The sequence below is a fragment of the Solimonas sp. K1W22B-7 genome, from assembly GCF_003428335.1.
Classification (GTDB): domain Bacteria; phylum Pseudomonadota; class Gammaproteobacteria; order Nevskiales; family Nevskiaceae; genus Solimonas_A.
Genome location: NZ_CP031704.1, coordinates 5,206,355 through 5,229,728, shown reverse-complemented (window position 1 = coordinate 5,229,728; position 23,374 = coordinate 5,206,355). Strand labels below are relative to the sequence as shown.

General features: G+C 68.4%; 22 protein-coding genes and 1 pseudogene. 11 read left to right on the top strand and 12 right to left on the bottom strand.

All coding sequences use genetic code 11. The features are described from left to right. The first annotated feature begins 113 nt into the window (after positions 1-113). A complete protein-coding gene (locus tag D0B54_RS23400) occupies positions 114-1,241 on the top strand; it encodes an RDD family protein (protein WP_117294705.1) in 1,128 nt (375 codons plus the stop codon). Between the two features lie 166 nt (positions 1,242-1,407). On the opposite strand, the gene D0B54_RS23395 is transcribed toward D0B54_RS23400, so the two are convergent. The 9 genes from D0B54_RS23395 to D0B54_RS23355 form a co-directional block, all read right to left on the bottom strand. After that, positions 1,408-1,866, bottom strand: coding sequence for a hypothetical protein (locus D0B54_RS23395; RefSeq protein ID WP_117294703.1), 459 nt, complete (start codon positions 1,864-1,866; stop codon positions 1,408-1,410). A gap of 4 nt (positions 1,867-1,870) precedes the next feature. After that, complete coding sequence (locus D0B54_RS23390; RefSeq protein WP_117294701.1) at positions 1,871-2,320, bottom strand: GNAT family N-acetyltransferase; 450 nt, start codon at positions 2,318-2,320, stop codon at positions 1,871-1,873. A 5-nt stretch (positions 2,321-2,325) separates the two neighbouring features. Next, the gene (locus D0B54_RS23385) at positions 2,326-2,763 is read right to left on the bottom strand and encodes a hypothetical protein (protein WP_162932656.1); all 438 of its coding nucleotides are present in this window, start codon (positions 2,761-2,763) and stop codon (positions 2,326-2,328) included. 364 nt (positions 2,764-3,127) lie between these two features. Further along, positions 3,128-4,564, bottom strand: a complete 1,437-nt coding sequence (locus tag D0B54_RS23380; protein ID WP_117294697.1) for an NAD(P)(+) transhydrogenase (Re/Si-specific) subunit beta — start codon at positions 4,562-4,564, stop codon at positions 3,128-3,130. A gap of 10 nt (positions 4,565-4,574) precedes the next feature. Beyond that, complete coding sequence (locus D0B54_RS23375) at positions 4,575-4,892, bottom strand: NAD(P) transhydrogenase subunit alpha (protein ID WP_117294695.1); 318 nt, start codon at positions 4,890-4,892, stop codon at positions 4,575-4,577. Between the two features lie 11 nt (positions 4,893-4,903). Further along, positions 4,904-6,028, bottom strand: coding sequence for an NAD(P) transhydrogenase subunit alpha (locus D0B54_RS23370; RefSeq protein WP_117294693.1), 1,125 nt, complete (start codon positions 6,026-6,028; stop codon positions 4,904-4,906). A 315-nt stretch (positions 6,029-6,343) separates the two neighbouring features. Continuing rightward, positions 6,344-6,655: a pyrimidine/purine nucleoside phosphorylase gene (ppnP, locus tag D0B54_RS23365; RefSeq protein WP_117294691.1), complete on the bottom strand. Its 312-nt coding sequence runs from the start codon at positions 6,653-6,655 to the stop codon at positions 6,344-6,346. A gap of 132 nt (positions 6,656-6,787) precedes the next feature. Further along, positions 6,788-7,939 (bottom strand): FAD-dependent oxidoreductase, encoded by a 1,152-nt coding sequence (locus D0B54_RS23360; RefSeq protein ID WP_117294689.1) that lies wholly within the window; start codon positions 7,937-7,939, stop codon positions 6,788-6,790. Further along, a complete protein-coding gene (locus D0B54_RS23355) occupies positions 7,936-8,100 on the bottom strand; it encodes a rubredoxin (protein WP_104229435.1) in 165 nt (54 codons plus the stop codon). Before D0B54_RS23355 ends, D0B54_RS23360 begins: the two co-directional genes overlap by 4 nt. Before the next feature lie 164 nt (positions 8,101-8,264). On the opposite strand from D0B54_RS23355, the gene D0B54_RS23350 reads away from it, so the two are divergent. From D0B54_RS23350 to D0B54_RS23340, 3 genes are read left to right on the top strand one after another with little or no spacing between them, the layout of a single operon-like run. After that, positions 8,265-9,095 (top strand): SDR family NAD(P)-dependent oxidoreductase, encoded by an 831-nt coding sequence (locus D0B54_RS23350; RefSeq protein ID WP_117294687.1) that lies wholly within the window; start codon positions 8,265-8,267, stop codon positions 9,093-9,095. A gap of 10 nt (positions 9,096-9,105) precedes the next feature. Continuing rightward, positions 9,106-9,993: an alpha/beta hydrolase gene (locus D0B54_RS23345; RefSeq protein ID WP_162932655.1), complete on the top strand. Its 888-nt coding sequence runs from the start codon at positions 9,106-9,108 to the stop codon at positions 9,991-9,993. Next, complete coding sequence (locus D0B54_RS23340) at positions 9,990-10,766, top strand: SDR family oxidoreductase (RefSeq protein WP_117294683.1); 777 nt, start codon at positions 9,990-9,992, stop codon at positions 10,764-10,766. The genes D0B54_RS23345 and D0B54_RS23340 overlap by 4 nt, the downstream gene beginning before the upstream one ends. A 349-nt stretch (positions 10,767-11,115) precedes the next feature. Here the strand turns inward: D0B54_RS23340 and D0B54_RS23335 are convergent, their stop codons facing one another. Continuing rightward, positions 11,116-13,395 (bottom strand): DUF1631 family protein, encoded by a 2,280-nt coding sequence (locus D0B54_RS23335; RefSeq protein WP_162932654.1) that lies wholly within the window; start codon positions 13,393-13,395, stop codon positions 11,116-11,118. Positions 13,396-13,636: 241 nt separating this feature from the next. On the opposite strand from D0B54_RS23335, the gene metH reads away from it, so the two are divergent. From metH to D0B54_RS24650, 3 genes are all read left to right on the top strand, one after another. After that, complete coding sequence (metH, locus tag D0B54_RS23330; protein WP_117294679.1) at positions 13,637-17,413, top strand: methionine synthase; 3,777 nt, start codon at positions 13,637-13,639, stop codon at positions 17,411-17,413. A 10-nt stretch (positions 17,414-17,423) separates the two neighbouring features. After that, positions 17,424-17,879 carry a DUF2721 domain-containing protein gene (locus D0B54_RS23325; RefSeq protein WP_117294678.1) on the top strand — a complete coding sequence of 152 codons (456 nt, stop codon included), beginning with the start codon at positions 17,424-17,426 and terminating at the stop codon, positions 17,877-17,879. A gap of 96 nt (positions 17,880-17,975) precedes the next feature. Then, the gene (locus tag D0B54_RS24650) at positions 17,976-18,893 is read left to right on the top strand and encodes a hypothetical protein (protein WP_205527222.1); all 918 of its coding nucleotides are present in this window, start codon (positions 17,976-17,978) and stop codon (positions 18,891-18,893) included. Between the two features lie 21 nt (positions 18,894-18,914). On the opposite strand, the gene D0B54_RS23315 is transcribed toward D0B54_RS24650, so the two are convergent. Next, positions 18,915-19,397: an FKBP-type peptidyl-prolyl cis-trans isomerase gene (locus D0B54_RS23315; RefSeq protein ID WP_117294676.1), complete on the bottom strand. Its 483-nt coding sequence runs from the start codon at positions 19,395-19,397 to the stop codon at positions 18,915-18,917. Between the two features lie 63 nt (positions 19,398-19,460). Between D0B54_RS23315 and D0B54_RS23310 the strand changes: the two genes are divergently transcribed. The 4 genes from D0B54_RS23310 (at position 19,461) to D0B54_RS23295 (ending at position 22,310) form a co-directional block, all read left to right on the top strand. Then, entirely contained in the window at positions 19,461-19,727 is a 267-nt protein-coding gene (locus tag D0B54_RS23310) for a DUF167 domain-containing protein (RefSeq protein ID WP_117294674.1), read from the top strand. A gap of 78 nt (positions 19,728-19,805) precedes the next feature. Then, on the top strand, positions 19,806-20,696 hold the full coding sequence (gene ttcA / locus D0B54_RS23305; RefSeq protein ID WP_117294672.1) for a tRNA 2-thiocytidine(32) synthetase TtcA: 891 nt from the start codon (positions 19,806-19,808) through the stop codon (positions 20,694-20,696). Further along, positions 20,689-21,372, top strand: a complete 684-nt coding sequence (locus tag D0B54_RS23300; protein WP_117294670.1) for a 2-hydroxychromene-2-carboxylate isomerase — start codon at positions 20,689-20,691, stop codon at positions 21,370-21,372. The genes ttcA and D0B54_RS23300 overlap by 8 nt, the downstream gene beginning before the upstream one ends. A gap of 5 nt (positions 21,373-21,377) precedes the next feature. Beyond that, complete coding sequence (locus D0B54_RS23295; RefSeq protein ID WP_117294668.1) at positions 21,378-22,310, top strand: TraB/GumN family protein; 933 nt, start codon at positions 21,378-21,380, stop codon at positions 22,308-22,310. Between the two features lie 416 nt (positions 22,311-22,726). On the opposite strand, the pseudogene D0B54_RS25275 reads toward D0B54_RS23295, so the two are convergent. Beyond that, positions 22,727-23,365: pseudogene (locus D0B54_RS25275) on the bottom strand (glutathione S-transferase family protein); the annotation flags it as partial. Positions 23,366-23,374: the final 9 nt, after the last annotated feature.

Genomic DNA, 23,374 nt, shown 5'->3' with positions numbered 1-23,374 from the left:
GGGAGGCACCGCGACCTGACAGTACAATCAGGTTGCGAACAACATGCCGGTAAGCGATAAGCGCGCTTTGCGCTGCCGCATGGCCAGCGTCCAGGGAATTCTCCGAGGGATTGATGAGCGAACAGATCTATCTTGCACGCGACGGCCAGCAGACCGGCCCTTACACGCGCACCCAGCTCGCCGGGCGAGCCGCGCGAGGCGAGGTGCAGCAGGGCGACTTCGCCTGGCAGCCGGGACAGCCGGCCTGGGTGCCGGCATACGATGCCCTGGGGTTGCTGGGAATTTCCCTGCCGCAGGCCGCCACCGCCCCGCCGCCGCTGCCGGCGGCAGCGCGGCAGCGCACGGTCCCTGCCCAGGTCAATGTGCCCGCGGGGCACGGCGCGCGCATTGGCGCCAACCTGCTGGACACCCTGCTGGGTTCGCTGCTGAGCTTCGTGGCCTTCTTCATCGGGGGCGCCCTGGGTGGCGACAACCCTGGAGCGGTGCTGGGCTACGGCTACCTGTTGGCGATAGTCTTCATCGCCGCGTACTTCGGCCTCACCCACTCCAGCGAGGCCATGGCCTCGTTCGGCAAGCGCGCCACCGGGCTGATCGTGGTGGACAAGCACGGCCAGCGCATCGGCTTCGTGCGCGGCGCGCTGCGCTATCTGGCCATGCTGCTGGGCGCCTTTTTCTGGCTGCCCATGATGATGGTGCTGTTCAACCGCCGCCATCGCGGCCTGCACGACATGCTCGCCGGCACCGTGGTCATCGAGAAGGACACTTACGAACCCGAGCTATGGGACTTCGAGCAGCTGCACGGCAAGGGCGGCGCCGCCGCGATCGTGATCGCGCTGTTCCTCTTCTTCATATTCTTCATCGGCATCCTCGCGGCCATCGCCATCCCGGCCTACCAGGACTACACGATCCGGGCGAAGGTTACCGGGGCGCTCATCGAAACCCGCGTCCTCAAGGCTGTGGTGGGCGAGCATCTGCTCAACGGCGAGGACGCCGTCGTCAGCTACGAAGAACTCGGGATGCCTGGGCCGAAGGCGCTGCCGCAGTACGGCGCCACGATCGAGGTGCAACCCGAGGGCGCGATCCTCATCCGCTTCGATGCACCGACGCCGGTCGCCGGCAAGTCCGTCGTGCTGACGCCGATCAATAGAGGCATCGAAGGCTGGCATTGCCGGGGGGGCGACGACATGCCGCAGAAATACCTTCCGGCCGACTGCCGGCAGTCGGCGGCTCAGGGCCCGTAGCCCGTAGGTTAGGCTGCCAGACGTAGGCGCCTCTAGCCCCGTAGGTGGGGTGAGCATAGCGATGCCCAACAACTCGGACCCTGCATGTTGGGCATCGCTACGCTCGGCCCAACCTACGTCGCTGCCTCAGCCGGATCGTCGTTGCGCTCAGGGTGAAGGCTCGGGCTCAGCGCCGCGCGCCCATGTAGCTGCGCGCCTTCTTGTACTGCTGCCCATCATATTTCCAGAGCTCTTCCTGGTAGAGGTTGGCCGTGCCGCTGGAGATCGCCACGTTGCGCAGGCTGCCCGGCTGCGGTCTGCCCAGCGTCAGGCTGTAGCCAGTGCCGTCCAGCACCAGCTTGCAGCGCTCGGCTTCGCAGCGCAGCACCTCTATCGGGCCGGCTGCCGCGCCCCAGGCGCAGCCCTGGCTCGTGGTCGCGATGAAGTCCGTAGCCCTGCCATCGCTGTCCAGGTCCACGGCCCGGCCTTCGAAAGCACAATGGAATTCCCTAGTCACGTCCAGGCCTTGCAACACGCGCTGCACTGCGGGTGGCGGCTTGACCAGGGCATCCTCGACATTGAAATCCTCCGCCAGTGCCGGAGCGGCGGCCAACAGCAACAGCAGGCCCATCAAGATTTTCTTCATGCCGCTAGAGTGCCAGGTGGTAGTGACAGAACGCCTCGTCGCGCTTCCACCCCAGCGATTCGTAGAGCCGCTGCGCCGGGATGTTGTCCAGCGCCGTCGCCAGCGACAGCCGCGCCGCGCCCTGCTCGCGGCCGAACGCCGCCGCGGCTTCCAGCAGGCGCAGGGCCACGCCCCGGCGGCGAGCCTCCGGCACCACGAACAGATCGTTGAGCGTGTAGGTGCGGCGGGCCCGCACCGACGAGAACACCGGGAACAGCTGCGTGAATCCCAGGGCCTCGTCCGCCTCGCCGGTTGCCAGGAACACCACCGACTCCAGCCGGCCGAGCCGCTCCGCCAGGAAGCGATGGGCCAGCGCCAGGTCCGGGGCCTGCCCGTAGAACTGGCGATAGGCATCGAACAGCGGCGCCAGCGTATCGACGTCGCCTGCCCGCGCCTGCCTCAGCCGGACCGGCATCGCGCTCAGGGCTTCTGGTGCGGATCGATCTTGCCGAGCTTCATCAGCCGCGAGCGGACCGCGCCGTTGGTGCGCAGGTGCGCCGCGGCCAGCTGCTTGATCGTGCTGCCGGCATCGAAGGCGGCGACCAGCGCCTGGTCCTCGTCCGGCGCCCAGGGCTTGCCAGTGCTGGGCGGCAGGCCCTGGTTCTTCTTCTGCGCGCTGGCAGCGCGCTGCAGGGCTTCCATGGCGAGGCTCAGGGCGCTGAGCACGTCCGCCTGCAGGCAGACATGCTCGGCGGGCAAGGCTTCGCCGGTGGCGGGATCGGCGCCCTTGGCGAGCGAACGGATGATTTCTAGGGCTTGGGTCTGTTCCATGGCGCGGATGCTGACGCTCTCCGGCCGTGGCTGCAAGCGGATGCCGCCATCCGCCTGGATCTGCAGGCATTCCCGCCTCCGAGCCACGCCGCTTTCGCAGGCCGCAGAAATACGGAACTCCGTTAGGGATTCCGCCTGCGCAGGATTTAAAATATGGCCATGAGCCCAGGTGCACCTGGGCTACAGGCGAGAGGCTTGACGCCGACACGGGCGCCCCGGGCTGACCGAGTAGGGCTCTGCTGCGGCATCCGCGAATAGGTCGCGGAATCGTCCGTCGTTCTTTCACAAGATAGCTTCACTGCCCGCCGGGCCCCATGGCCCGGCGCGGCAGATTCATGCCCGAGCTTGCCCCGCAAGCATGAAAAAAGCCGCCCGGAGGCGGCTTCTTTCATGCAATCAGAAATGTAGGTTGGGCTGAGCGCAGCGATGCCCAACATTCCTGCTGTAGCACCTAGTGACCGCCGCCATCCAGCGACTTGATCGCCTGGATCATCGAGACCATCACCTTCTGCGCGTCGCCGTACACCAGGTTGGTGTTGTCGGCGAAGAACAGCTCGTTCTCCACGCCCGAGTAGCCCTTGCCCTGGCCGCGCTTCACGACGAAGACCTGCTTGGCCTGGTCGACGTTGAGGATCGGCATGCCGTAGATCGGCGAGGACTTGTTGGTGCGCGCGGCCGGGTTCACGGTGTCGTTGGCGCCGATGACGATGGCGAAATCGGCTTCCTTGAACTCGCCGTTGATGTCTTCCATGTCGTAGATGATGTCGTACGGCACGCCGGCTTCGGCGAGCAGCACGTTCATGTGGCCGGGCATGCGGCCCGCCACCGGGTGGATCGCGAACTTCACTTCCACGCCGGCCGCCTGCAGCAGCTTCACGAACTCGAAGAGCTTGTGCTGCGCCTGCGCCACCGCCAGGCCGTAGCCCGGGGCGATGATCACCTTGGAGGCGTAGCGCATCTGGATGCCGGCATCGCCGGCATCCGTGGGCTTCATGCTGCCCTTGATCTCGCCCTGCTGTTCGTCGCCGGTGGCGCCGAAGTTGGAGAAGATCACGTTGCTCACCGAGCGGTTCATGGCCTTGGCCATCAGCAGCGTCAGCAGCGTACCGGCGGAACCCACCACCATGCCGGCGATCATCAGCGCCGGGTTGTTCAGCACGTAGCCTTCCAGGCCCACGGCCAGGCCGGTGAAAGCGTTGTACAGCGAGATCACCACCGGCATGTCGGCACCGCCGATCGGCATGGTCATCATCACGCCGAAGATCAGGGCCAGGGCGAAGAAGGCCACGGTGACGCCGGCCGATGCATGGCCCTGCGCGCCGAAGACGATGTACAGGCCGATGCCCAGCGTGGCCAGCATGATCGAGCCGTTGATGGCCTGGATGCCGGTCATGCGCAGCGTCTTGTTGATGCGGCCGTCGAGCTTGGCCCAGGCGATCAGCGAGCCGGACAGCGAGACCGAGCCGATCAGGCCGCCGAACACGGTGACCAGGTAGTGCAGCCAGCCGTGGCTGGCGCCCTCGGCCGGCGTGGCCAGCAGCACCATCGCGGCGATCGCCGCGGCGGAGCCGCCGCCCATGCCGTTGTAGAGCGCCACCATCTGCGGCATGGCGGTCATCTCGACCTTCTTGCCGCTCCACCAGGCCCAGCCCACGCCGATCACCAGCGCGACGAACGCCACCGCGGCGTTGGTCATCAGATGCGGCTTGGCGGCCTCGTTGACGCCGAAGTAGTAGAGGAAGCTGGCCAGCACCGCCACCAGCATGCCGTAGCCGGCAACGACGATGCCCGAGCGCGCCGTGACCGGCGAGGACATGCGCTTGAGACCGTAGATGAACAGGAAGGAAGCCGCGAGTGCGCTGACTTCGATAAGCAGTTGGGCATTCATGGGCAGGTCCTTACTTGTTCGCCGGCTTCTTGTCCGAGGACTTGAACATGTCGAGCATGCGCTCGGTCACGACGTAGCCGCCGGCGGCATTGCCGGCGCCCAGCAGCACGCCGAAGAAGCCGATGGCCTGCTCCAGCAGCGAGGTGGCGTTGAGCGTGGCGTAGATCGCGCCCACGACGACGATGCCGTGCACGAAGTTGGAGCCCGACATCAGCGGCGTGTGCAGGATCGACGGCACGCGGCCGATGATCTCGTAGCCGGTGAACGCGGCGAGCATGAAGATGTAGAGGGCGACGAAGCCCGTCAGGACGGTTCCGGTGTGTTCCATGATTCTTCCCCTTAGCCTTCGACCGCTTTCTTCGCGGCCTCGTTCTTGATTTCGCCGGCATGCGTCAACGCGGACTTGGCCAGCACCTCGTCGGCCCAGTCGATGTTGATCGCCTTGTCCTTCACGAACAGCTCGATCAGGTTGTACTGGTTCTTGGCGTAGAGCTCGGAGGCGTGCTCGGCCAGCAGCGACGGCACGTTGATCGGCGCGTTGATCGTGACCTGGCCGACCTGGATGGTCTCGCCCGGCTGCGTGTACTCGGTGTTGCCGCCGCCTTCCGCCGCGAGGTCGATGATCACCGAGCCGTTCTTCATGCCGTCGATCTGCGCCTTGCTGATCAGCTTCGGCGAGGGGCGGCCCGGGATGGCGGCGGTGGTGATGATGATGTCGGCCGACTGGATGTGCTTGGTGACGACCGAAGCGATCTTGTCCTTCTCTTCCTGCGTCAGCTCGCGGGCGTAACCGCCGGTGCCGCGGGCATCCACGCCGGTGTCGATGAACTTCGCGCCCAGCGACTCGACCTGCTCCTTGACCTCGGGACGCACGTCGTAGCCTTCCACCTTGGCGCCGATACGGCGCGCCGTGGCGATCGCCGACAGGCCGGCGACGCCGACGCCCATCACCAGGATGGTGCCGGGGCGGATCGAGCCGGTCGCGAACGTGGTCATCGGCATCATGCGCGCGATGCTGGTGGCGCCGAGCAGCGCGCCGTAGTAGCCGGCCAGCGCGGCCTGCGAGGACAGCGCGTCCATCGACTGGGCGCGCGTGATGCGCGGCACCAGCTCCATGGCGAAGCAGGTGATCTTCTTGTCGCGCAGCAGCTTGGTGATTTCCGGCTCGCGGTGCGCGTAGACGAAGGACAGCAGGATGCTGCCGTCCTTCATCGCGTTGACCACGTCGGCCGGCGGCGGCTGCACGGAGACGACGATGTCGGCCTCCGACACCAGACCCTGCGGGTTGGCGGCGAAATTGACGCCCTTGAACGCCGCGTCCGGGATCTTGCTCGCCAGGCCTGCGCCGGTCTGCATGTTGATCTCGCAGCCGAGCTTGGCCAGCTTGTCCGCGACCGCGGGCACCATCGCCACGCGCTTTTCGCGTGCGGCGGTTTCTTTCAGCACGGCAATTTTGACCGGCATGATCACTCCCTGAACGTTCTTGAAAACTTGTTGATGCGCAGGCCGAATCCCCCCGGCGCTGGCGACAGGGGGACGAGTTTAGCGGATGCGCAACCCGTTTACAGCCCTAGGGTTTTTGGCCCTGTAAGCAGATTCCGACGCCTGTGTATCACGGGACGCCGTTCCTGGCGGGCTCACTCCCTCTCCCCGCTAGCGGGGAGAGGGTTGGGGTGAGGGGCCTTCTGCGGCCTCGGTGGCGCCGTCCATGGCGAGACCCCTGCTCGCCCGTGATCCGCCGCAGGCAATGCCATTCAGGCATTGCCTCAGCGCGAGGAATCACCCGAAGTGACAGACATAATGCACCGGCTCCAGCGCCTCGATGTCGAAGCCGCTGTCGCCCGGCACCGAGAAGGACTGGCCGCCGGCGTAGTCCGTCCAGGCGGTTTCGCCCTTCAGGCGCACGCGGCAGCGGCCCTCGACCAGTTCCATGATTTCCGGGGCGGCGGTGCCGAAGAACAGCGTCGCCGGCAGGATCACGCCCACCGACTTGCGCGTGCCGTCGGCCAGCAGCACCGTGTGGCTGACGCACTTGCCGTCGAAATAGACGTTGGCCTTCTTGAGAACGCTGACCTGGTCGAACTGGGACATGGGGTTTTCCTTGGGGTTGTATTTCGCGGGCAAGCCCGCTCCCACGGAGCTGTTGTGGGAGCGGCCGTTGGCTTAACTCGGGATGACATTAAGTCATCCCTCGACGGGGCCAACGGCTGCCCGCGATTCTTGTCAGGCCGGCTCGTGAACCGCCGGCATCAGGGGTACGTACTGCCCGCGCTTGGCGGTGGCCGCCCCGGTCAGGGCGAAACCCACCGGCTTGCCGTCGGCGTCCCTGTAGACCGCCTCCAGGTCGGGTGCCGTGCCCGTCACCTCCCAGGCGCCCGCGACCGGCGGCGGCGGGTTGACCAGGGTCGGGCAGGCTGGCGTCTTGACGATCACCGGCATCGCCGGGAACCGGGCCTTGGTCGGCGTGCCGGTCAGCGTCGCCGCCAGGGCGCGGGAAGCGTTGGCGATCGGCAGGATATAGGGCAGCAGGCGGCCGTTGACCTCGATGCAGTCGCCGATGGCGTAGACATCCGCCGCCGAGGTCTGCAGGTGGTCGTCCACCACGATGCCGGCCTTCACCGCCAGGCCCGAGGCCACGGCCAGCTGGGTGCGCGGGCGCAGGCCCACCGCCGACAGCACCACGTCCACCGTGGCGGAACCGCCGTCGGTGAAGCGCGCTTCGACGGCATCGCCGGCCCGGTCCAGGCTGGCCACGCCGCTGCCGAGCTGCCACTGCACGCCGAGGCGCGACAGGCCCTCCTGCAGCGCGCGGCCCTGGGCCTCGGGCAGCAGGCGGTTGAGCGGCCAGGCGGCGATGTCCACCACCCGCACGGCATGGCCATGGGCCGCCAGGTCGTTGGCGAACTCGCAGCCGATCAGGCCGGCGCCGATGATCAGCACCCGCGCGCCGGGCTTGAGCACGGCGCGGAAGCGGGCATAGTCCTCGCGGTCGTTGACCGACAGCACCGCCGCGGCCGCATCGCCGGCGATCGGCAGCCGCAGCACGTCGGCGCCGGTGGCCAGCACCAGCTTCGAGTAGGGCAGCCACTCGCCGTCGACCTGCACGGCATGCGCCGCCGGGTCGATCGCGGTCACGTCCTTGCGCACCAGTACCTCCGCCTTGAGCTGCTCCACGAGCTGCTCCAGCGGATTCTTGATCAGGCCGTCCGCGTCCTTGCCGGCCGCGAAGGCCTTGGACAGGTCCGGCTTGTAGTAGTAGTGCCCATCCTCGCGCGTGATCAGCCGCAGGGGCAGCTCAGGCGCCAGTTTCCGCAGGTCGCGGGCCAGCGTGATGCCGGCGTGTCCGCTGCCGAGGATCGTGAGCGGAGCGCTCACGCCGGGACCATGTCGAAGTCGGCCTTGGAGGCGCCGCAGTCCGGGCAGGTCCAGCTGTCCGGGATGTCCTCCCAGCGCGTGCCGGGGGCAATGCCCTCGTCGGGAAGGCCCTTGGCCTCGTCGTATTCGAAATCACAGATGAGACAGCGCCACTTGCGCATGCTGGTTCCAACCGTCGTCAGGGGTAAAAAGGGCGGCGAATGTTAGCAGACCCGCCGCCGAGTCCACGTTCGCCCTGGGGCCGCCGGGCGACGTTGGCCGGGTCAGCCCCAGAAGCTCATTCCATGCCAAGATCGCCCGCAAAAATCGGGGGAGAAGCCGGAAAATGAAGCAATTGATGGGAAAAGTGGCCGTCATCACCGGTGCCGGCAGCGGTATCGGCCGGGCCTGCGCGCTGGAACTGGGCCGCGCCGGCTGTCGCCTGGCCCTGTCCGACGTCAGCCAGGCCGGTCTCGCCGGCACGGTCGCCGCCTGCGAGGCCCTGGGGATCGAGGCCCGCGGCTACGCCCTGGACGTCTCGAAGCGCGAGGCGGTCTACGCCCATGCCGAGGACGTCAAGCGCGACTTCGGCAACGCCAACCTGGTGCTCAACAACGCCGGCGTGTCGGTGGCGGCGCGGGCCGACGAGACCTCCTGGGCCGACTTCGAATGGCTCATGGGCATCAACTTCTGGGGCGTCACCTACGGCACCCAGGCCTTCCTGCCCCAGCTGATCGCCTCCGGCGACGGCCACGTCGTCAACGTCTCCAGCGTCTTCGGCCTGATCGGCGCCCCCGGCAACGCTGCCTACAACGCCGCCAAGTTCGGCGTGCGCGGCTACACCGAGGCACTGCGCCTGGAGATGACGATGGAGGGCCACCCGGTGCAGGTCAGCTGCGTGCACCCCGGCGGCATCCGCACCAACATCGCGCGCACCGCGCGCAAGGGCGAGTCGGTCAAGGATCGCGATCTCGGCAGCGAGTTCGAGAAGCTGGCGCGCACCACGCCGGAGCAGGCCGCCGCGATCATCGTGCGCGGCATCCGCGCCAACCGCCCGCGCATCCTGGTCGGCGGCGACGCCGTGGTCATCGAATGGCTGGCGCGCCTGCTCGGCATCGGCTACCAGCCGCTGATCGCGCGCTTCATGAAGGACAAGATCAAGGACAAGGCCAACTGATATGCCGGTGATGCAAAAACTCATTCCGCCCGTCCTGCGCGGCACGATCAAGCCGGCGTTCAACCCGCGCCTGCCCCTGGGGCTGCGCCGCCGCTGGCTGGAACTGACCTCACGGGCGATGCTGGCGCCGCGCGACTGCCGCTACGAAGCGACGACCCTGGGCGGCCGTCCCGCCGAGCGCGTACGCGCCCATGCGCAGCTCAACCGCAGCGTCATCCTCTACCTGCATGGCGGCGGCTACTTCATGGGCTCGCCGCGCACGCACCGGGCGATCACCGGCCGCCTGGCGCGGCTCACCGGGGCCACGGTCTACGTGCCGGAATACCGCCTGGCGCCGGAGCATGCCTATCCGGCGCAGCTGCAGGACGCGCTGGCCGCCTATCGCGCCCTGCTGGATCACGGCGTGGCCGCAGAGTGCATCGCCGTGGCCGGCGACTCCGCCGGCGGTCACCTGGCGCTATCGCTGCTGCTGGCCTTGCGCGAGATCGGCTTGCCGCAGCCGGCCGCAGCCGTGCTGCTGTCGCCCTGGGCCGATGCCGGCCTGGACGGCGAAAGCGTCGAGCGCATCGGTGCGCGTGACCCGATGCTGACGCCGAAGTGGGCGCGCCTGACCGGCGCCGACTTCCGCGGCGGCGTCGAGGCAGACGATCCGCGCGTGCACCTGCTGGCGGCCGATCTCACCGGCCTGCCGCCGCTGCGCATCGAGGTCGGCAGCAACGAGATCCTGTTGTCCGACGCCGAAGGCCTCTGCGAAGCGGCCGAGGCCGTCGGTGTCGAGGTCAGTTTCCGCCGCTGGGACGGCTACTGGCACGTCTTCCAGGTGCACGCCGGGCTGCTGCGCGCCGCCGCCGAATCGCTGGAAGGCATCGCCGCCTGGCTCAGGGAGCGTTGGGCATGACCCGTTCGGCCATCCTGATCACCGGCGCCGCCGCCGGCATCGGCCGCGCCTGCGCCGAGCGCTTTGCGCGCGAGGGCTGGTTCGTCGGCGTCTGCGACATCGACGAGGCTGGCGCGAGCGCACTGGCGCGGCAATTCGGCGCCCAGGGCTGGTCGGCGAAGCTCGACGTCACCGATCCGGCCGCCTGGGACGCCACGCTGGCGGCTTTCTTTGCCGCCAGCGGCGGCCGCCTCGACGTGCTGCTGAACAATGCCGGCGTGCTGGTCAGCGGGGCTTTCGGCGATATCCCGCTGGCGAAGCAGCACTGGCAGGTCGACGTGAACTTCAAGGGCGTGATCAATGGCTGCCATGCCGCGCTGCCATACCTGAAGCAGACCCCCGGCGCGCGGCTGATCAACATGGCCTCGGCCTCGGCGATCTACGGCGCGCCCTCGCTGGCGGTGTACTCCGCCACCAAGTTCGCGGTGCGCGGCCTGACCGAGGCGCTGCAGGTGGAGTGGCAGCCGCTGGGCGTCGCCGTGATGGACATCTGGCCGCTGTACGTGCGCACCGCGATGATCGACGCGGTCGGCGCCGGCAGCGCGCGCAGCCTGGACTCGATGGGCGTGCGCCTGACGCCGCAGAATGTCGCCGACACGGTGTGGCGCGCGGCGAACCGGCCGGGCCGTACCCACTGGACCGTCGGCCTGCAGGCCTGGGCGATGGACCTGGCGACCCGCCTGAGCCCCCGCGCGCTGACGCGTCGCGTGGTGGCCTGGTTGTCCGGCTTCTGACTCGATGGGGTCGGGAGACGTTATTAAATATTAAACTTTCATTCAAAATGAAAGTTTAAATAACAAAATCCCGGCGAGCGCGCAAAAAAAGCGGCCTGGTTTGCACCAGGCCGTTCAAGAACCCGGTGGTTGGGGATCCGGGTTGGGGGAGAGTTTGGCCGTTGAAGTTTCCGGGGCCGGGGGGCGCTTGCGGAAGGTCTTCGTCAGCCGTAGGTACAGACTACCCCCGGGGATCCCGGCAGAGTGGCGATCGCCGACGGCGGGACGTCGGCGACGGACGAACGGACCAGACGGTCAATTCATGTGAAATGAACGGTAGCGCCGCCCGGACGAGCGGCGCGGGCTGCGCTCAGCCCGCCGGTTCGGCGGCGGGTGCAGCTGCCGGCGGCTGGTTCTGCTCGCGCAGCACCTTGAGCAGGTTCAGGGTCGCCGGCGCGCTGTCGATGGGTTCGGAGCGGCCGCTGATCAGGTCCTCGAAGAGGTCCTTGGTGTGCAGCGTCAGCACGTTCTTGCCGTCGAACTCGGCAAACGACACGCGCTGGGTCTGCGGGTACCAGGAAGTGACCTTGAGCCAGCGGGTGTCGTGGTTGGAACGGTCGTAAACGCGGAACCAGCTGCCGACCTGCAGCAACTGCTCGAGCATCTGCTCGGGCGACGGGATTGCCGCGGCCGGTGCCGGTGCCGGCTCCGGTGCCGGTTCCGGCGGCGGCGGCACGGCGATGGTCGCGGCTTCCTTGACCTTGCCCTTGGCCTTGGCCTTGGCTTTCTTCACCGCCGCCTCGGCTGCTTCAGCCTCTTCCCGCGACTGGCGCTTCACCGCTTCCTCGGCGTCGTGATGGACGTCGTCCAGGGCCTGTTCCAGGCCGGTCAGCAGCGGGTCGATGCGGTCTTCCGGCATGCCGACCTCGGCCAGCGCCACGCCGATGTCGCGGCGCAGGGCCTCGCGCTCGGCGGCGGTGCGGGCGTTCGGGGATTTCGGGTTCAGCGCGAACAGCACGCGGTGCAGCAATTCCATGCCGGCGCGCCAGACCTCGCTGTCGTGGCCGTGGCGCAGCAGGCGCATCGCCATCATCGGACCCCAGCCGGAGCGCAGCAGCGGCTCCAGGGTCTCGGGCACCGGCTGCGTCAGCGTGTTCAGCTCCAGTTCCTGCGAGACGACCTTGCGCACCTTCTCGACGATCGCCTGGCGGCGCTCGCGGCCATGGGCGATCTGCTGGTCGAGGAAGCGTTCGATGTCGCTTTCCTCCAGCGGCGCCGCCTCGCGGGCCTTGGGCCGCACGGTCTCGGCATTGAGGTCGAACTGCTGCTTGACCTTGCGCGCCAGTTCCTCGAAGCGCTGCACCGCGGGCGCGCCGCCGGCACGCGTCGACGCCGCCATCGAGGCGAGGTCGTTGATCAGCGAGCGCACCGGGTGCTGCGGATCGGAGAAGAAGCTGACGTCGGACAGTGCGGTCTTGATCACCGGGAAGCGCAGGTCTTCCATGGCGCCGGTGACCCCGCGCGGCAGGTTCGGGTCGGCAACGATCTCGTTGAACATGCGCCCGACCAGGCCGGCGCGCTGCGTCATCGCCCAGGCGTGGCCAGGGTCCAGGCCCTGCACGCTCTGGCCGCGCGCAGCGGACATCAGCTCCGAGGCGAGCATGGCGTCGGCGTAGGCATTGCCCAGCACCGCGCCGGGATAGGCCTGGCCGCCCTGCATTCCACCGAAGCCGGGGATGCCGCCGCCCATGGCGCCCATCGCGGCGCCCGGCAGTCCGCCCATGCCGCCGGCACCCATGCCGGGGAACTGCGCGCCGAACTGCTGCAGCAGGCCCAGGGTCTGTTCGTCCAGCGAGGGCAGCGGGCCCGGCAGGCTGGCCGGCGGCGGGCCGCCGGCGAGACCGCCCGCGCCGGCCGCCGCGCCACCCACGCCACCCATGGCGGCATTCGCCTTGCGCGGCCCGGTCTTCTTTTCCGGGTGGATGCCGAAGCGGTCGAACAGGGCCAGGATCTCGCCATAGAGGGATCCGAGATCGCCGATCACCAGGCGCTCATAGAGCTTGTACAGCACCAGCTTGATGCTGAACTCGATCTCCAGCACCTTGAGCGAGGCGCGGAAGGCCTCGCAGAAGCCGGCCGGCCCTATCGCCGTCAGCGGCAGCTGCAGCGGGCTGTGCTTGCCCAGCCACTCCAGGCGCTTCTCCAGCTCGAACAGCGCGTTCTGGTAGGCGGTCTCGGCGCGGCCGGACATGTTGGACAGGGCGATCGACTCTTCCAGGTCATCGCTTTCCAGCAGGGCCAGGTTCTCGAAATCGACTTCGCCGGGGTCCGCCTGTTCGCCGTTGACCTGCACCCCGAGGGTCTCGAAGGATTCACGGATGCGGGTTTCGTACTGCTCGGCGATGCGCGCCCGGCCGAGGCGGATCGCGCGCATGGTGTCGAAGTAGACGCGCTGCTGGTCGTTGTTGGCCGCGCGCTCGCTCATGTCGAACAGCAGGTCGTCGGCGCCGTTGAACATGCGCCCCAGGCGCTCGCCCAGGCCGCGCATCACCAAGCCGCGCAGTTCGCGCAGCAACTCGCCGGCTGCCTCCGGGGCGAGGCTGTTGAGCCCCTGCTGGCCGGGGTAGAGTGAGTGGACCTGGGCGCTCATGCCGTCACGTCCCCGGTCGCGGGAACCATTTTCCATGTTCTGGCAGAAACGCCCATGTTGCAATCGAATTCAGAAAAGTCTTGTGCCATGCCAACTTGCCGCACCGCAGCCGAAACGGCCGGGCGGCAGGCCCGTGGCCTACCTGAACTATGCATCAGGTCCGGATTCGTGAAAAGAGCGTCAGCATCCGCCCATCCGCATTAACGGATACAATTGCCCTCTTTTAGCCGTGCCGCCCGCCATGTCCATTCCCGCCCGCCACGCCCTGCTGCAAGACCTGCTCAAGCGCCGCATCCTGATCCTGGATGGCGCCATGGGGACCATGATCCAGCGCCACCGGCTCGAGGAAGAGCACTACCGTGGCGAACGGTTCCGCGACTGGCACCGCGACGTCAAGGGGAACAACGACCTGCTGGTGCTGACCCAGCCCGGGATCATCCTGGACATCCACCGCCAGTACCTCGCGGCCGGCGCGGACATCATCGAGACCAACACCTTCAACTCCACCACGGTCGCGTTGCACGACTATGGCATGGAGGCGCTGGCCTACGAGCTGAACCTGGAGGCCGCCAGGCTGGCGCGCCAGGCGGCCGACGAGCACTCCACGCCGGAGCGGCCGCGCTTCGTCGCCGGCGCCATCGGCCCCACCAACCGCACCGCCAGCATCTCGCCGGACGTCAACGACCCGGGCTTCCGCAACGTCAGCTACAGCGAGCTGGTGACGGCCTACATCGAGCAGGCGCGCGGCCTGCTCGACGGCGGCTCCGACATCCTGCTGATCGAGACGATCTTCGACACGCTCAACGCCAAGGCGGCGATCTTCGCCTGCGAGACCCTGTTCGAGGAACTGGGCGCGCGCTGGCCGGTGATCCTGTCCGGCACCATCACCGACGCCTCCGGCCGCACCCTGTCGGGCCAGACCACCGAGGCCTTCTGGAACGCCATCCGCCATGCCAAGCCGCTGGCGGTGGGCCTCAACTGCGCGCTGGGCGGCAAGGACATGCGGCCCTACATCGCCGAGCTGTCGCGCCTGGCGGACTGCCTGGTGTCCTGCTATCCCAATGCCGGCCTGCCCAATGCCTTCGGCGAGTACGACGAGAAGCCCGAGGACACCGCCGCCATCGTCGGCGAGTTCGCCACGGCCGGCCTGGTCAACATCGTCGGCGGCTGCTGCGGCACCACGCCCGACCATATCGGCGCCATCGCCCGGGCGGTCGAGGGCATCCAGCCGCGCCAGCCGGCCACGCCGCCGCCGGCCTGCCGCCTGTCCGGCCTGGAGCCGTTCAATATCGGCGAGGACACGCTGTTCGTGAACGTCGGCGAGCGTACCAACGTCACCGGCTCGGCCAAGTTCCGCGACCTGATCAAGGCCGGCGACTACACCGCCGCGGTGGCGGTGGCGCGCCAGCAGGTCGAGGCCGGCGCGCAGGTGATCGACGTCAACATGGACGAGGGCATGCTCGACGGCAAGGCCGCCATGGTGCGCTTCCTCAGCCTGATCGCCAGCGAACCCGACATCGCGCGCGTGCCGATCATGATCGACTCCTCCAAGTGGGAGATCATCGAGGCCGGCCTGCAGTGCGTGCAGGGCAAGCCCATCGTCAACTCCATCTCGATGAAGGAAGGCGAGGAGAAGTTCATCGAGCAGGCGCGCCTGTGCCGCAAGTACGGCGCCGCCGCCGTGGTCATGGCCTTCGACGAGGACGGCCAGGCCGACACCCTGGAGCGCCGCAAGACCATCTGCGCGCGCGCCTACCGGATCCTGGTCGACCAGGTCGGCTTCCCGCCCGAAGACATCATCTTCGACCCCAACATCTTTGCCGTCGCCACCGGCATCGAGGCGCACAACCTCTACGGCCTGGATTTCATCCAGGCCGTGACCTGGATCAAGGCCAACCTGCCGCACGCCCTGATCAGCGGCGGCGTGTCCAACGTGTCGTTCTCGTTCCGCGGCAACAACCACGTGCGCGAGTCGATCCACTCGGTGTTCCTCTACCACGCGATCCGCGAGGGCATGGACATGGGCATCGTCAATGCCGGCGCCCTGATGGTCTATGACCAGCTCGATCCGGAACTGCGCGAGCGCATCGAGGACGTGATCCTGTTCCGCCGCGAGGACGCCACCGAGCGCCTGCTGGAGATCGCCGGCCGCTTCAAGGGCGAGAAGCAGGAGGCCCGCGTCGAGGACCTGGCCTGGCGCGAGCAGTCGCCGCGCGAGCGCATCAAGTACGCCCTGATCAAGGGCATCGACCAGTACGTCGAGGTCGATACCGAGGAACTGCGCGCGTCCCTGTCCGCCGAGGGCAAGCGCCCGATCGAGGTCATCGAGGGCCCGCTGATGGACGGCATGAACGTCGTCGGCGACCTGTTCGGCGCCGGCAAGATGTTCCTGCCGCAGGTGGTCAAGTCGGCGCGCGTGATGAAGAAGGCGGTGGCCTATCTCATCCCCTACATCGAGGCCGAGAAGAAGCCGGGCGAGGTGTCGCGCGCCAACGGCAAGATCATCATGGCCACGGTCAAGGGCGACGTGCACGACATCGGCAAGAACATCGTCGGCGTCGTGCTCCAGTGCAACAACTACGACGTTGTCGACCTCGGCGTGATGGTGCCGGCGCAGAAGATCCTCGACGCCGCCCGCGCCGAGAAGGCCGACATCATCGGCCTGTCGGGCCTGATCACGCCTTCGCTGGACGAGATGGTGAATCTCGCCAGGGAGATGGAGCGCCAGGGCTTCGACATCCCGCTGCTGATCGGCGGCGCCACCACCTCGCGCGCGCATACCTCGGTCAAGATCGACCCGGCCTACCACGGCCCGGTGGTGTGGGTGAAGGACGCCTCGCGTTCGGTGCCGGTCGCCGCCGCGCTGCTGTCGGCCGAGCAGAAGCCGAAGCTGCTGGCCGAGCTGAAGAAGGACTACGACCAGATCCGCGAGCGCCACGCCGCCAAGGACCGCCAGGAGAAGTTCCTGCCGCTGGACAAGGCCCGCGCCAACCGCACGCCCATCGACTGGAGCGGTTACCGCCCGCCGCGTCCGCGCATGCTGCTGCAGCAGGCCAAGGACGTCTGCGAAGGCCCGGCCTGCGACCACCACCACGAGCACGCCACGCAGTTCGTGAAGGTGTTCAAGGACTACCCGCTGGCCGAGCTGCGCGAGTACATCGACTGGCAGCCGTTCTTCATCGCCTGGGAGATGAAGGGCAAGTTCCCCGAGCTGCTCAACAACCCCGCCACCAGCGATGCGGCGCGCAAGCTGTTCGCCGACGCGCAGGCGATGCTCGACCAGCTCATCAACGAGAAGTGGCTGCGCGCCGCTGGCGTGATCGGCCTGTTCCCGGCCGCCCAGGTGGATCACGACGACGTCGAGGTCTACACCGACGAGACGCGCCAGGCCGTGGCCGCGCGCCTGCTCAACCTGCGCCAGCAGGGCGATCACCGCGAGGGCGTGCCCAACCGCTGCCTGGCTGACTACGTGGCGCCGAAGCAGACCGGGCTGCACGACTACGTCGGCGGCTTTGCCGTCACCACCGGCATCGGCTGCGCCGAGCGGGTCGCCGCCTTCCGCAAGGAACTCGACGACTACAGCGCGATCATGCTCGAAGCCCTGGCCGACCGCCTGGCGGAAGCCTTCGCCGAGCGCCTGCACCAGCGCGTGCGCAAGGAGTTCTGGGCCTACGTGCCGGACGAGCACCTCGACAACGAGGCTTTGATCTCCGAGAAGTACGCCGGCATCCGCCCCGCCCCGGGCTATGCCGCCTGCCCGGAGCACAGCGAGAAGGGCAAGCTGTGGCAGCTGCTGGACGTGGAGAACAACTGCGGCATCCAGCTCACCGAGAGCTATGCCATGTGGCCGGGCGCCGCGGTGAGTGGCTGGTACTACTCGCATCCGCAATCGCAGTACTTCGTGCTGGGCCGCATCAACCGCGAGCAGGTCGCCGATTACGCCCGCCGCAAGGGCTGGACGCTGGCCGAGGCCGAGAAGTGGCTGTCGCCCAACCTGGGCTACGAGCCCGAGGACTGAAGGGGACGCCATGGTCGAGGAAGGTCAGGTCCTGTCGATCGCCCACACGATCCAGCTGGCGGTGGCGCCGGTGTTCCTGCTGGCCGGCATCGGCTCCATGCTCGGCGTGCTGACCAACCGCCTGGCGCGGGTGATCGACAAGGCGCGCAAGCTGGAAGAGCGCTTTCCCGCTGCTGCCGACCCGGTCGCGCCCGATATCGCCTACCAGGCCGAGCTGCGGGTGCTGGCGCGCCGCGCGCGCTACCTGCAGGTCGCCATCGGCTGCTGCGTCGGCTGCGCCCTGCTTGTGGCGCTGGTGGTGGTGACCCTGTTCGTCTCGGCGGTGTTCGACCTCAATGCCTTCGCCGTGGTGGCCTTCCTGTTCATCGCCGCGATGCTGGCCTTCATCACCGGCCTGCTGTGCTTCATGCGCGAGATCCATTTGGGCCTGATCAATCTGCGCATCGGGCCACGGCCAAGGGTATAGCCCGACCTGGGCGGTGGGCGGGCGCTGTCGGAGAATCGCGCGTCGTGTGCCCGACCAGTTGCCGGGCGCAGGCCGACAGGCTCTAATCGCGGGGTCATGGAAAAGACCGCACGCAAGCCGCAAAAGGATCCCTTCTCTCCGCCCGACTGGTGGCGCAAGTGGCGGCCGCTGCGCTGGCTGGCCGGTGGCGCCGTGCTGATCATGGTGGCGCTATGGGTGCGCCAGTTGGCCGGCAGCAGCGGCAGCGCGCCGCCGGAAGTGGCCGCAGCCCCGCCGGTGGAAGCCAGTGCGCCGGCCGAGCTTGCACCCGCCCCGGCGCCGGTCGAAGAGGTGGTGGTGGCGCCGTCGGCCCCGGCCCCGGTGGTCCCGCCGCCTGCTCCTGTTCCTGCCCCCGAACCCGCCCCCGCTCCCGTGGCCCCCGCCCCGGCGGCCGCTCCGGCCACCGCCAGCGCCGTGCCGGCGAAGCCGGCCGAGGTCATCGAGGAGATCGAGGTCCACCAGGTTTCGGATTACCAGGCCTATACCAAGGTCGAGAGTTCGGCCATCGAGCTGATGGCATTCCGCAGCTATGCCAATGTCGACAGCGTCTACGCCGCGCTGGAGAAGGCCGGGTACCAGCCCTCGCTGAGTACCAACCATCGCAGGGTGCCGGAGGAATTCCCGCCCTATGACCTGGACCGCGTGACGGTCGAGGAATACAAGCACCTGGGCCAGATCGGCGGGCTGACCCTGCAGTTCTTCAACGATCGCCTGTTCGAGGTGGAATTCCGGCCGAAGGCCGCGCAACCCTACCTCGACAGCTTCCGCGGCCAGTACCCGCAGCTGCGCCGCAGCAAGACCGGGCGCAGCGAATGGAGCAGCGGCAACCTGCGCATGGCCAGCAGCCTGGAGCTGGCGGTCAGCGACGTCGGCAAGGCCCTGCGGACCAAGGCCTTCGTGCTGTGGCAGGACCGCCGCATCGTCGGCCAGCGCGACGGCTGGGACGCCCGCTACGCGCCGGACCTGGCGCGGTAGCGGGAATCCCCCGTTGTCCGCTTAGTGGTGGTGGCCGCCGGCGCCGTGGGCGTGGCCGTGCGCGATCTCTTCCAGCGTGGCCGCGCGCACTTCGGTGATTTCCACGTCGAAGTTCAGCGTTTCGCCGGCCAGCGGGTGGTTGCCGTCGACCGTGACCATGTCGCCCTGCACCGCGGTCACCATGACCCGCATCGGGCCCTGGCTGCTCTGGGCGTGGAAGGTCATGCCCGGCTCGATGTTCGGCACGCCCTGGAAGGCGCGCTTGGGCACCTGCTGGATCAGGCTGTCGTCACGCTCGCCGTAGCCTTCGGCCGCCGACACCGTGACCTGCAGCTTGTCGCCGGCCTGCTTGCCGAGCAGGGCCTTTTCCAGGCCCGGGATGATGTTGCCGGCGCCGTGCAGGTAGGTCAGCGGATCGCTGCCCTGGGAGCTGTCGATCACTTCGCCCTTGGCGTTGGTCAGCGTGTAATGCATGGAAACGACGGAATTTTCTGCGGCTTGCATGGCTCTGCCCTGGAGCGAAAAAGGGCCGACATGCTAGCAGAAGCGACCCGGATCAGCCGCTGAATGACCGCCCGCCTGCAGCTCAAGGTCAGCCCCAAGGCCTCGCGGGATGCCGTGACGGGCTGGATGGGTGAAACCCTCAAGGTCAGCGTCACCGCCGTCCCCGAGAAGGGCAAGGCCAACCAGGCCGTCATCGCCCTGCTGTCCGAGGCCCTCGGCGTGCCCAGGTCGCGCATCCGCGTCCTGCGCGGTGAAACCCAGGCCGGCAAGCTGCTGGAGATCGAGGGCCTGGACCAGGCCGAGTTGCTCCGGCGCCTTCCGGCGCGCTGACAGGCTCCTTGGCCAAGGCCGCCGGGGGAGCCGACGTGCCACAATAGTGCGGTCGCCCCCAGAAACAAGGCTGTACCGATGTCTGCCGTAGCCCGTGACGTCCAGCAGGATGCCCGCACGCTCCAGCTGGAGCAGAACAAGCTCAACAAGCGCCTGCGCCGCCAGGTAGGCCAGGCGATCATGGACTACAACATGATCGTCGATGGCGATCGCGTCATGGTCTGCCTGTCCGGCGGCAAGGACAGCTACACCATGCTGGACATGCTGCTGCAGCTGCAGCAGAAGGCGCCGGTGAAGTTCGAGCTGCTGGCCGTGAACCTGGACCAGAAGCAGCCCGACTTCCCCGAGCACGTCCTGCCGGAGTACCTGAAGGCCCTGGGCGTGCCCTGGCACATCATCGAGCAGGACACCTACTCGGTGGTCAAGCGCGTGATTCCGGAAGGCAAGACCATGTGCTCGCTGTGCTCGCGGCTGCGCCGCGGCTCGCTGTACAGCTACGCCGCCGAGCACGGGTTCACCAAGATCGCGCTGGGGCACCACAAGGACGACATCGTCGCCACCTTCTTCCTCAACCTGTTCCACGGCGGCAAGCTCTCGGCGATGCCGCCCAAGCTGCAGTCCGACGACGGCCGCAACGTCGTGATCCGCCCGCTGGCCTATTGCCGCGAGCGCGACATCGCTGCCTACGCCCGGCTCAAGGCCTTCCCCATCATCCCCTGCAACCTCTGCGGTTCGCAGGAGCAGCTGCAGCGCAAGCAGGTGCGCCGCATGATGGAAGCCTGGGAGAAGGAGCATCCGGCGCGCATCGAGCAGGTGTTCGCCTCGCTGACCAATGTCGCGCCCTCGCAGCTGGCCGACCCCAAGCTGTTCGACTTCGCCAGCCTGGGCGGCGACACCCGTGCCGGCACCGACTGGCTGATGCCGGGTGCCGAAGCCGATGGCACCGCCGACGGGACCGTCAATGTTTGACGACCCGCGCCGGCTCTATTTCTTCTTCGACTTCATCTCGCACAACGCCTGGCTTGCCTGGAACCGCGTGCCGGCGCTGGCGCAGCGCCACGGCCTGCTGCTGGAACCGGTGCCGGTGCTGTTCGCCGGCCTGCTCAACGCCCACGGCCAGAAGGGGCCGGCCGAGGTGCCGGCCAAGAACCAGTGGATGATCTGGAACGTACTGCGCAAGGCGCGGCAGCTGGGTATCCCGCTGGCGCCGCCGCATTCCCACCCCTTCAACCCGCTGCTGCCGCTGCGCCTGGCCTGCTGCGGCCAGCCCGGCGAGCAGAGACTGAAGCTGATCGACGCGCTGTTCCGCGCCGCCTGGGCCGAGAGCCGCCCGGTCAGCGATACCGAGGCCCTGCGCGCGGTGCTGGCCGAGACCGGCCTGGACGCCGACACCTGGCTCAGCGAGGCCGCCTCGGGCCCGGTCAAGGACCGCCTGCGCGACAACACCGAGGCCGCGGTGGCCGCCGGCATCTTCGGCGTACCGGCGATGCTGGCGCAGGATCCTGCGGGAAAGGCGGAACTGTTCTGGGGTTTCGACGATCTGGAGTACATGGACCTGTTCCTGCAGGGCCGCGATCCCCTGGGCCATCGCGAAGACCACGCGGCCTGGCTGCAGGTGCGCCCTAGCGCGCAGAGGCCGCGCTGACCGACATGAAGACTTTCCGAAGCTGGCTGCTGCCCCTGCTGTGCACGCTGAGCGCCGTTCCGGCGCTGGCCGAGGGGCCGTCGCGCGCACCCTTCCTGTGGGAGGTGGACGGCCCCAAGGCAAAGCACTACCTGCTGGGTTCGGTGCACCTGCTGCCGGCCGACGCCGAGCAGCTGCCCGACGGCCTGGAGCAGGCCTACCTGCGTTCAGCCGAACTGGTGTTCGAGAGCGACATCGCGGCGCTGTCCAGCCCCGACCTGCAGTCGAAGCTGCTCGCCGCCGCCAAGGCCGACAAGCCGCTGAAGGCCAGCGTCGCCCCGGCGCTGTACGAGCGCCTGGTACGCCGCGCCGGCAGCGTCGGCATGCCGATGGCGATGTGCGAGCCCTTCCGCGCCTGGTTCTGCGCCCTGTCGCTGGAGCTGTTCAGCTACCAGCACGCCGGCTTTCGCGCCGAGCTGGGCATCGACCAGCAGTTCTACAAGCGTGCCGTGACCGACGAAAAGCCGGTGCACTGGCTGGAGGAGCCGCAGGCGCATCTGGCCTTGTTCACCGACACCTCGGCGGCGCAGTCCGAACAGATCCTCGCCGCCACCGTCGACGAACTGATCGAGGCCGGCAGCGAGCCGGCCGACCTGCTGCGCACCTGGCGCGAGGGCAATGGTGCCGCGCTGGAGGAACTGGGTGCCCAGCTCAAGGCCCGCACGCCGGCAATCTACGAACGCCTGCTGGCCGGGCGCAATCGCGCCTGGCTGCAGCGCCTGCAGGGCGCGCTCGACGGCGACAAGCCGCAGTTGATCATCGTCGGCGCCGCGCATCTCTACGGGCCCGACGGCCTGGTCGCACTGCTCAGGCAGAAGGGCTATCGCATCCAGGCGGCCGACCGCCCCGCCGAAATCCCGGAAGCACCGCCGCCGCAGGCGCGCCTGAAGCTGCGCTGAGGGCGCCGCCCCCTTCAGGGCGGCAGGATGAAGGACCGCAGCTTCTGCATCGGCTCGCCGCCGCCGGTGGCTTCGGCGGCCGGGGTGCTGTCGATCACCAGCATGGTGCCGGCGGTTCTCACGGTGGCGGCACGCGGACGCGTCAGCTCTTCCAGCGTCGCCCGCATGGCGGCGTCATCCTCGGCCGAGGCTTCGGCGGGGTCGTCGAAGTAGCGCGGCGAAGCGATCGGGGTCAGCAGTTCCGGATCCAGGCGCAACGGCTCCGCCGCGACCGGAGCCGGTGTCGGCGGCAACGGCGCGGGCACGATCTCGATCGTGGTGGCCGGCAGTTCCGGTTCTGGCGCTGGCACCAGCGCGGGGGCGGGTTCCGGCTCGGCGGCCACCAGGAACTCCGCGGTGCGCTCGGCCGGGGTCTCGCGGATCGGCTGCTCCAGCGTCGCCGCGTCCAGCCAGTCCTGCACCGCCGGGTGCATCAGCACATTGAAGACATACTCGCGCTCAGGGCCGTCCAGGTTCACGGCGTAGGCGTGGAAGCGCAGCGCCACCGGCGCGAACATCGCGTCGGCGATGCCGAAGCGCCCGAACAGCCAGGGTCCGCCGCGGCCGTGCTGGCTGCGCGCCTCGCGCCACAGCGCGCGCACGCGGGCGATGTCGGCAGCCGCTCCGGCGCCGACCTGCAGCGGTTCCGGCTTGCGCAGCGCGTCGAAAGGCAGTTCGCGCCGCAGTTCGGCGAAGCCGGCATGCATCTCGGTACTCATGGCCCGGGCCAGTGCCCGCGCCGCCGGGTCCATCGGCCAGGCCAGCGGCAGGGCCAGCGTCTCGGCGGCGTATTCGCAGATCGCCAGCGACTCCCAGACCTTCAGCGGCCCCTGCAGCAGGCAGGGCAGCTTGCCGCTGGGAGAATGCTCCAGGATGCGCGCGCGGCTGTCCCGCTGGCCCAGGGGCACCAGGATTTCCTCGAACGGCACCTCGTGGTGGCGCAGGAACAGCCAGGGTCTGAGCGACCAGCTGGATAGGGTTTTGCTGCCGATGACGAGGGTCAGCTTCTGCTGCATGGGGCACTC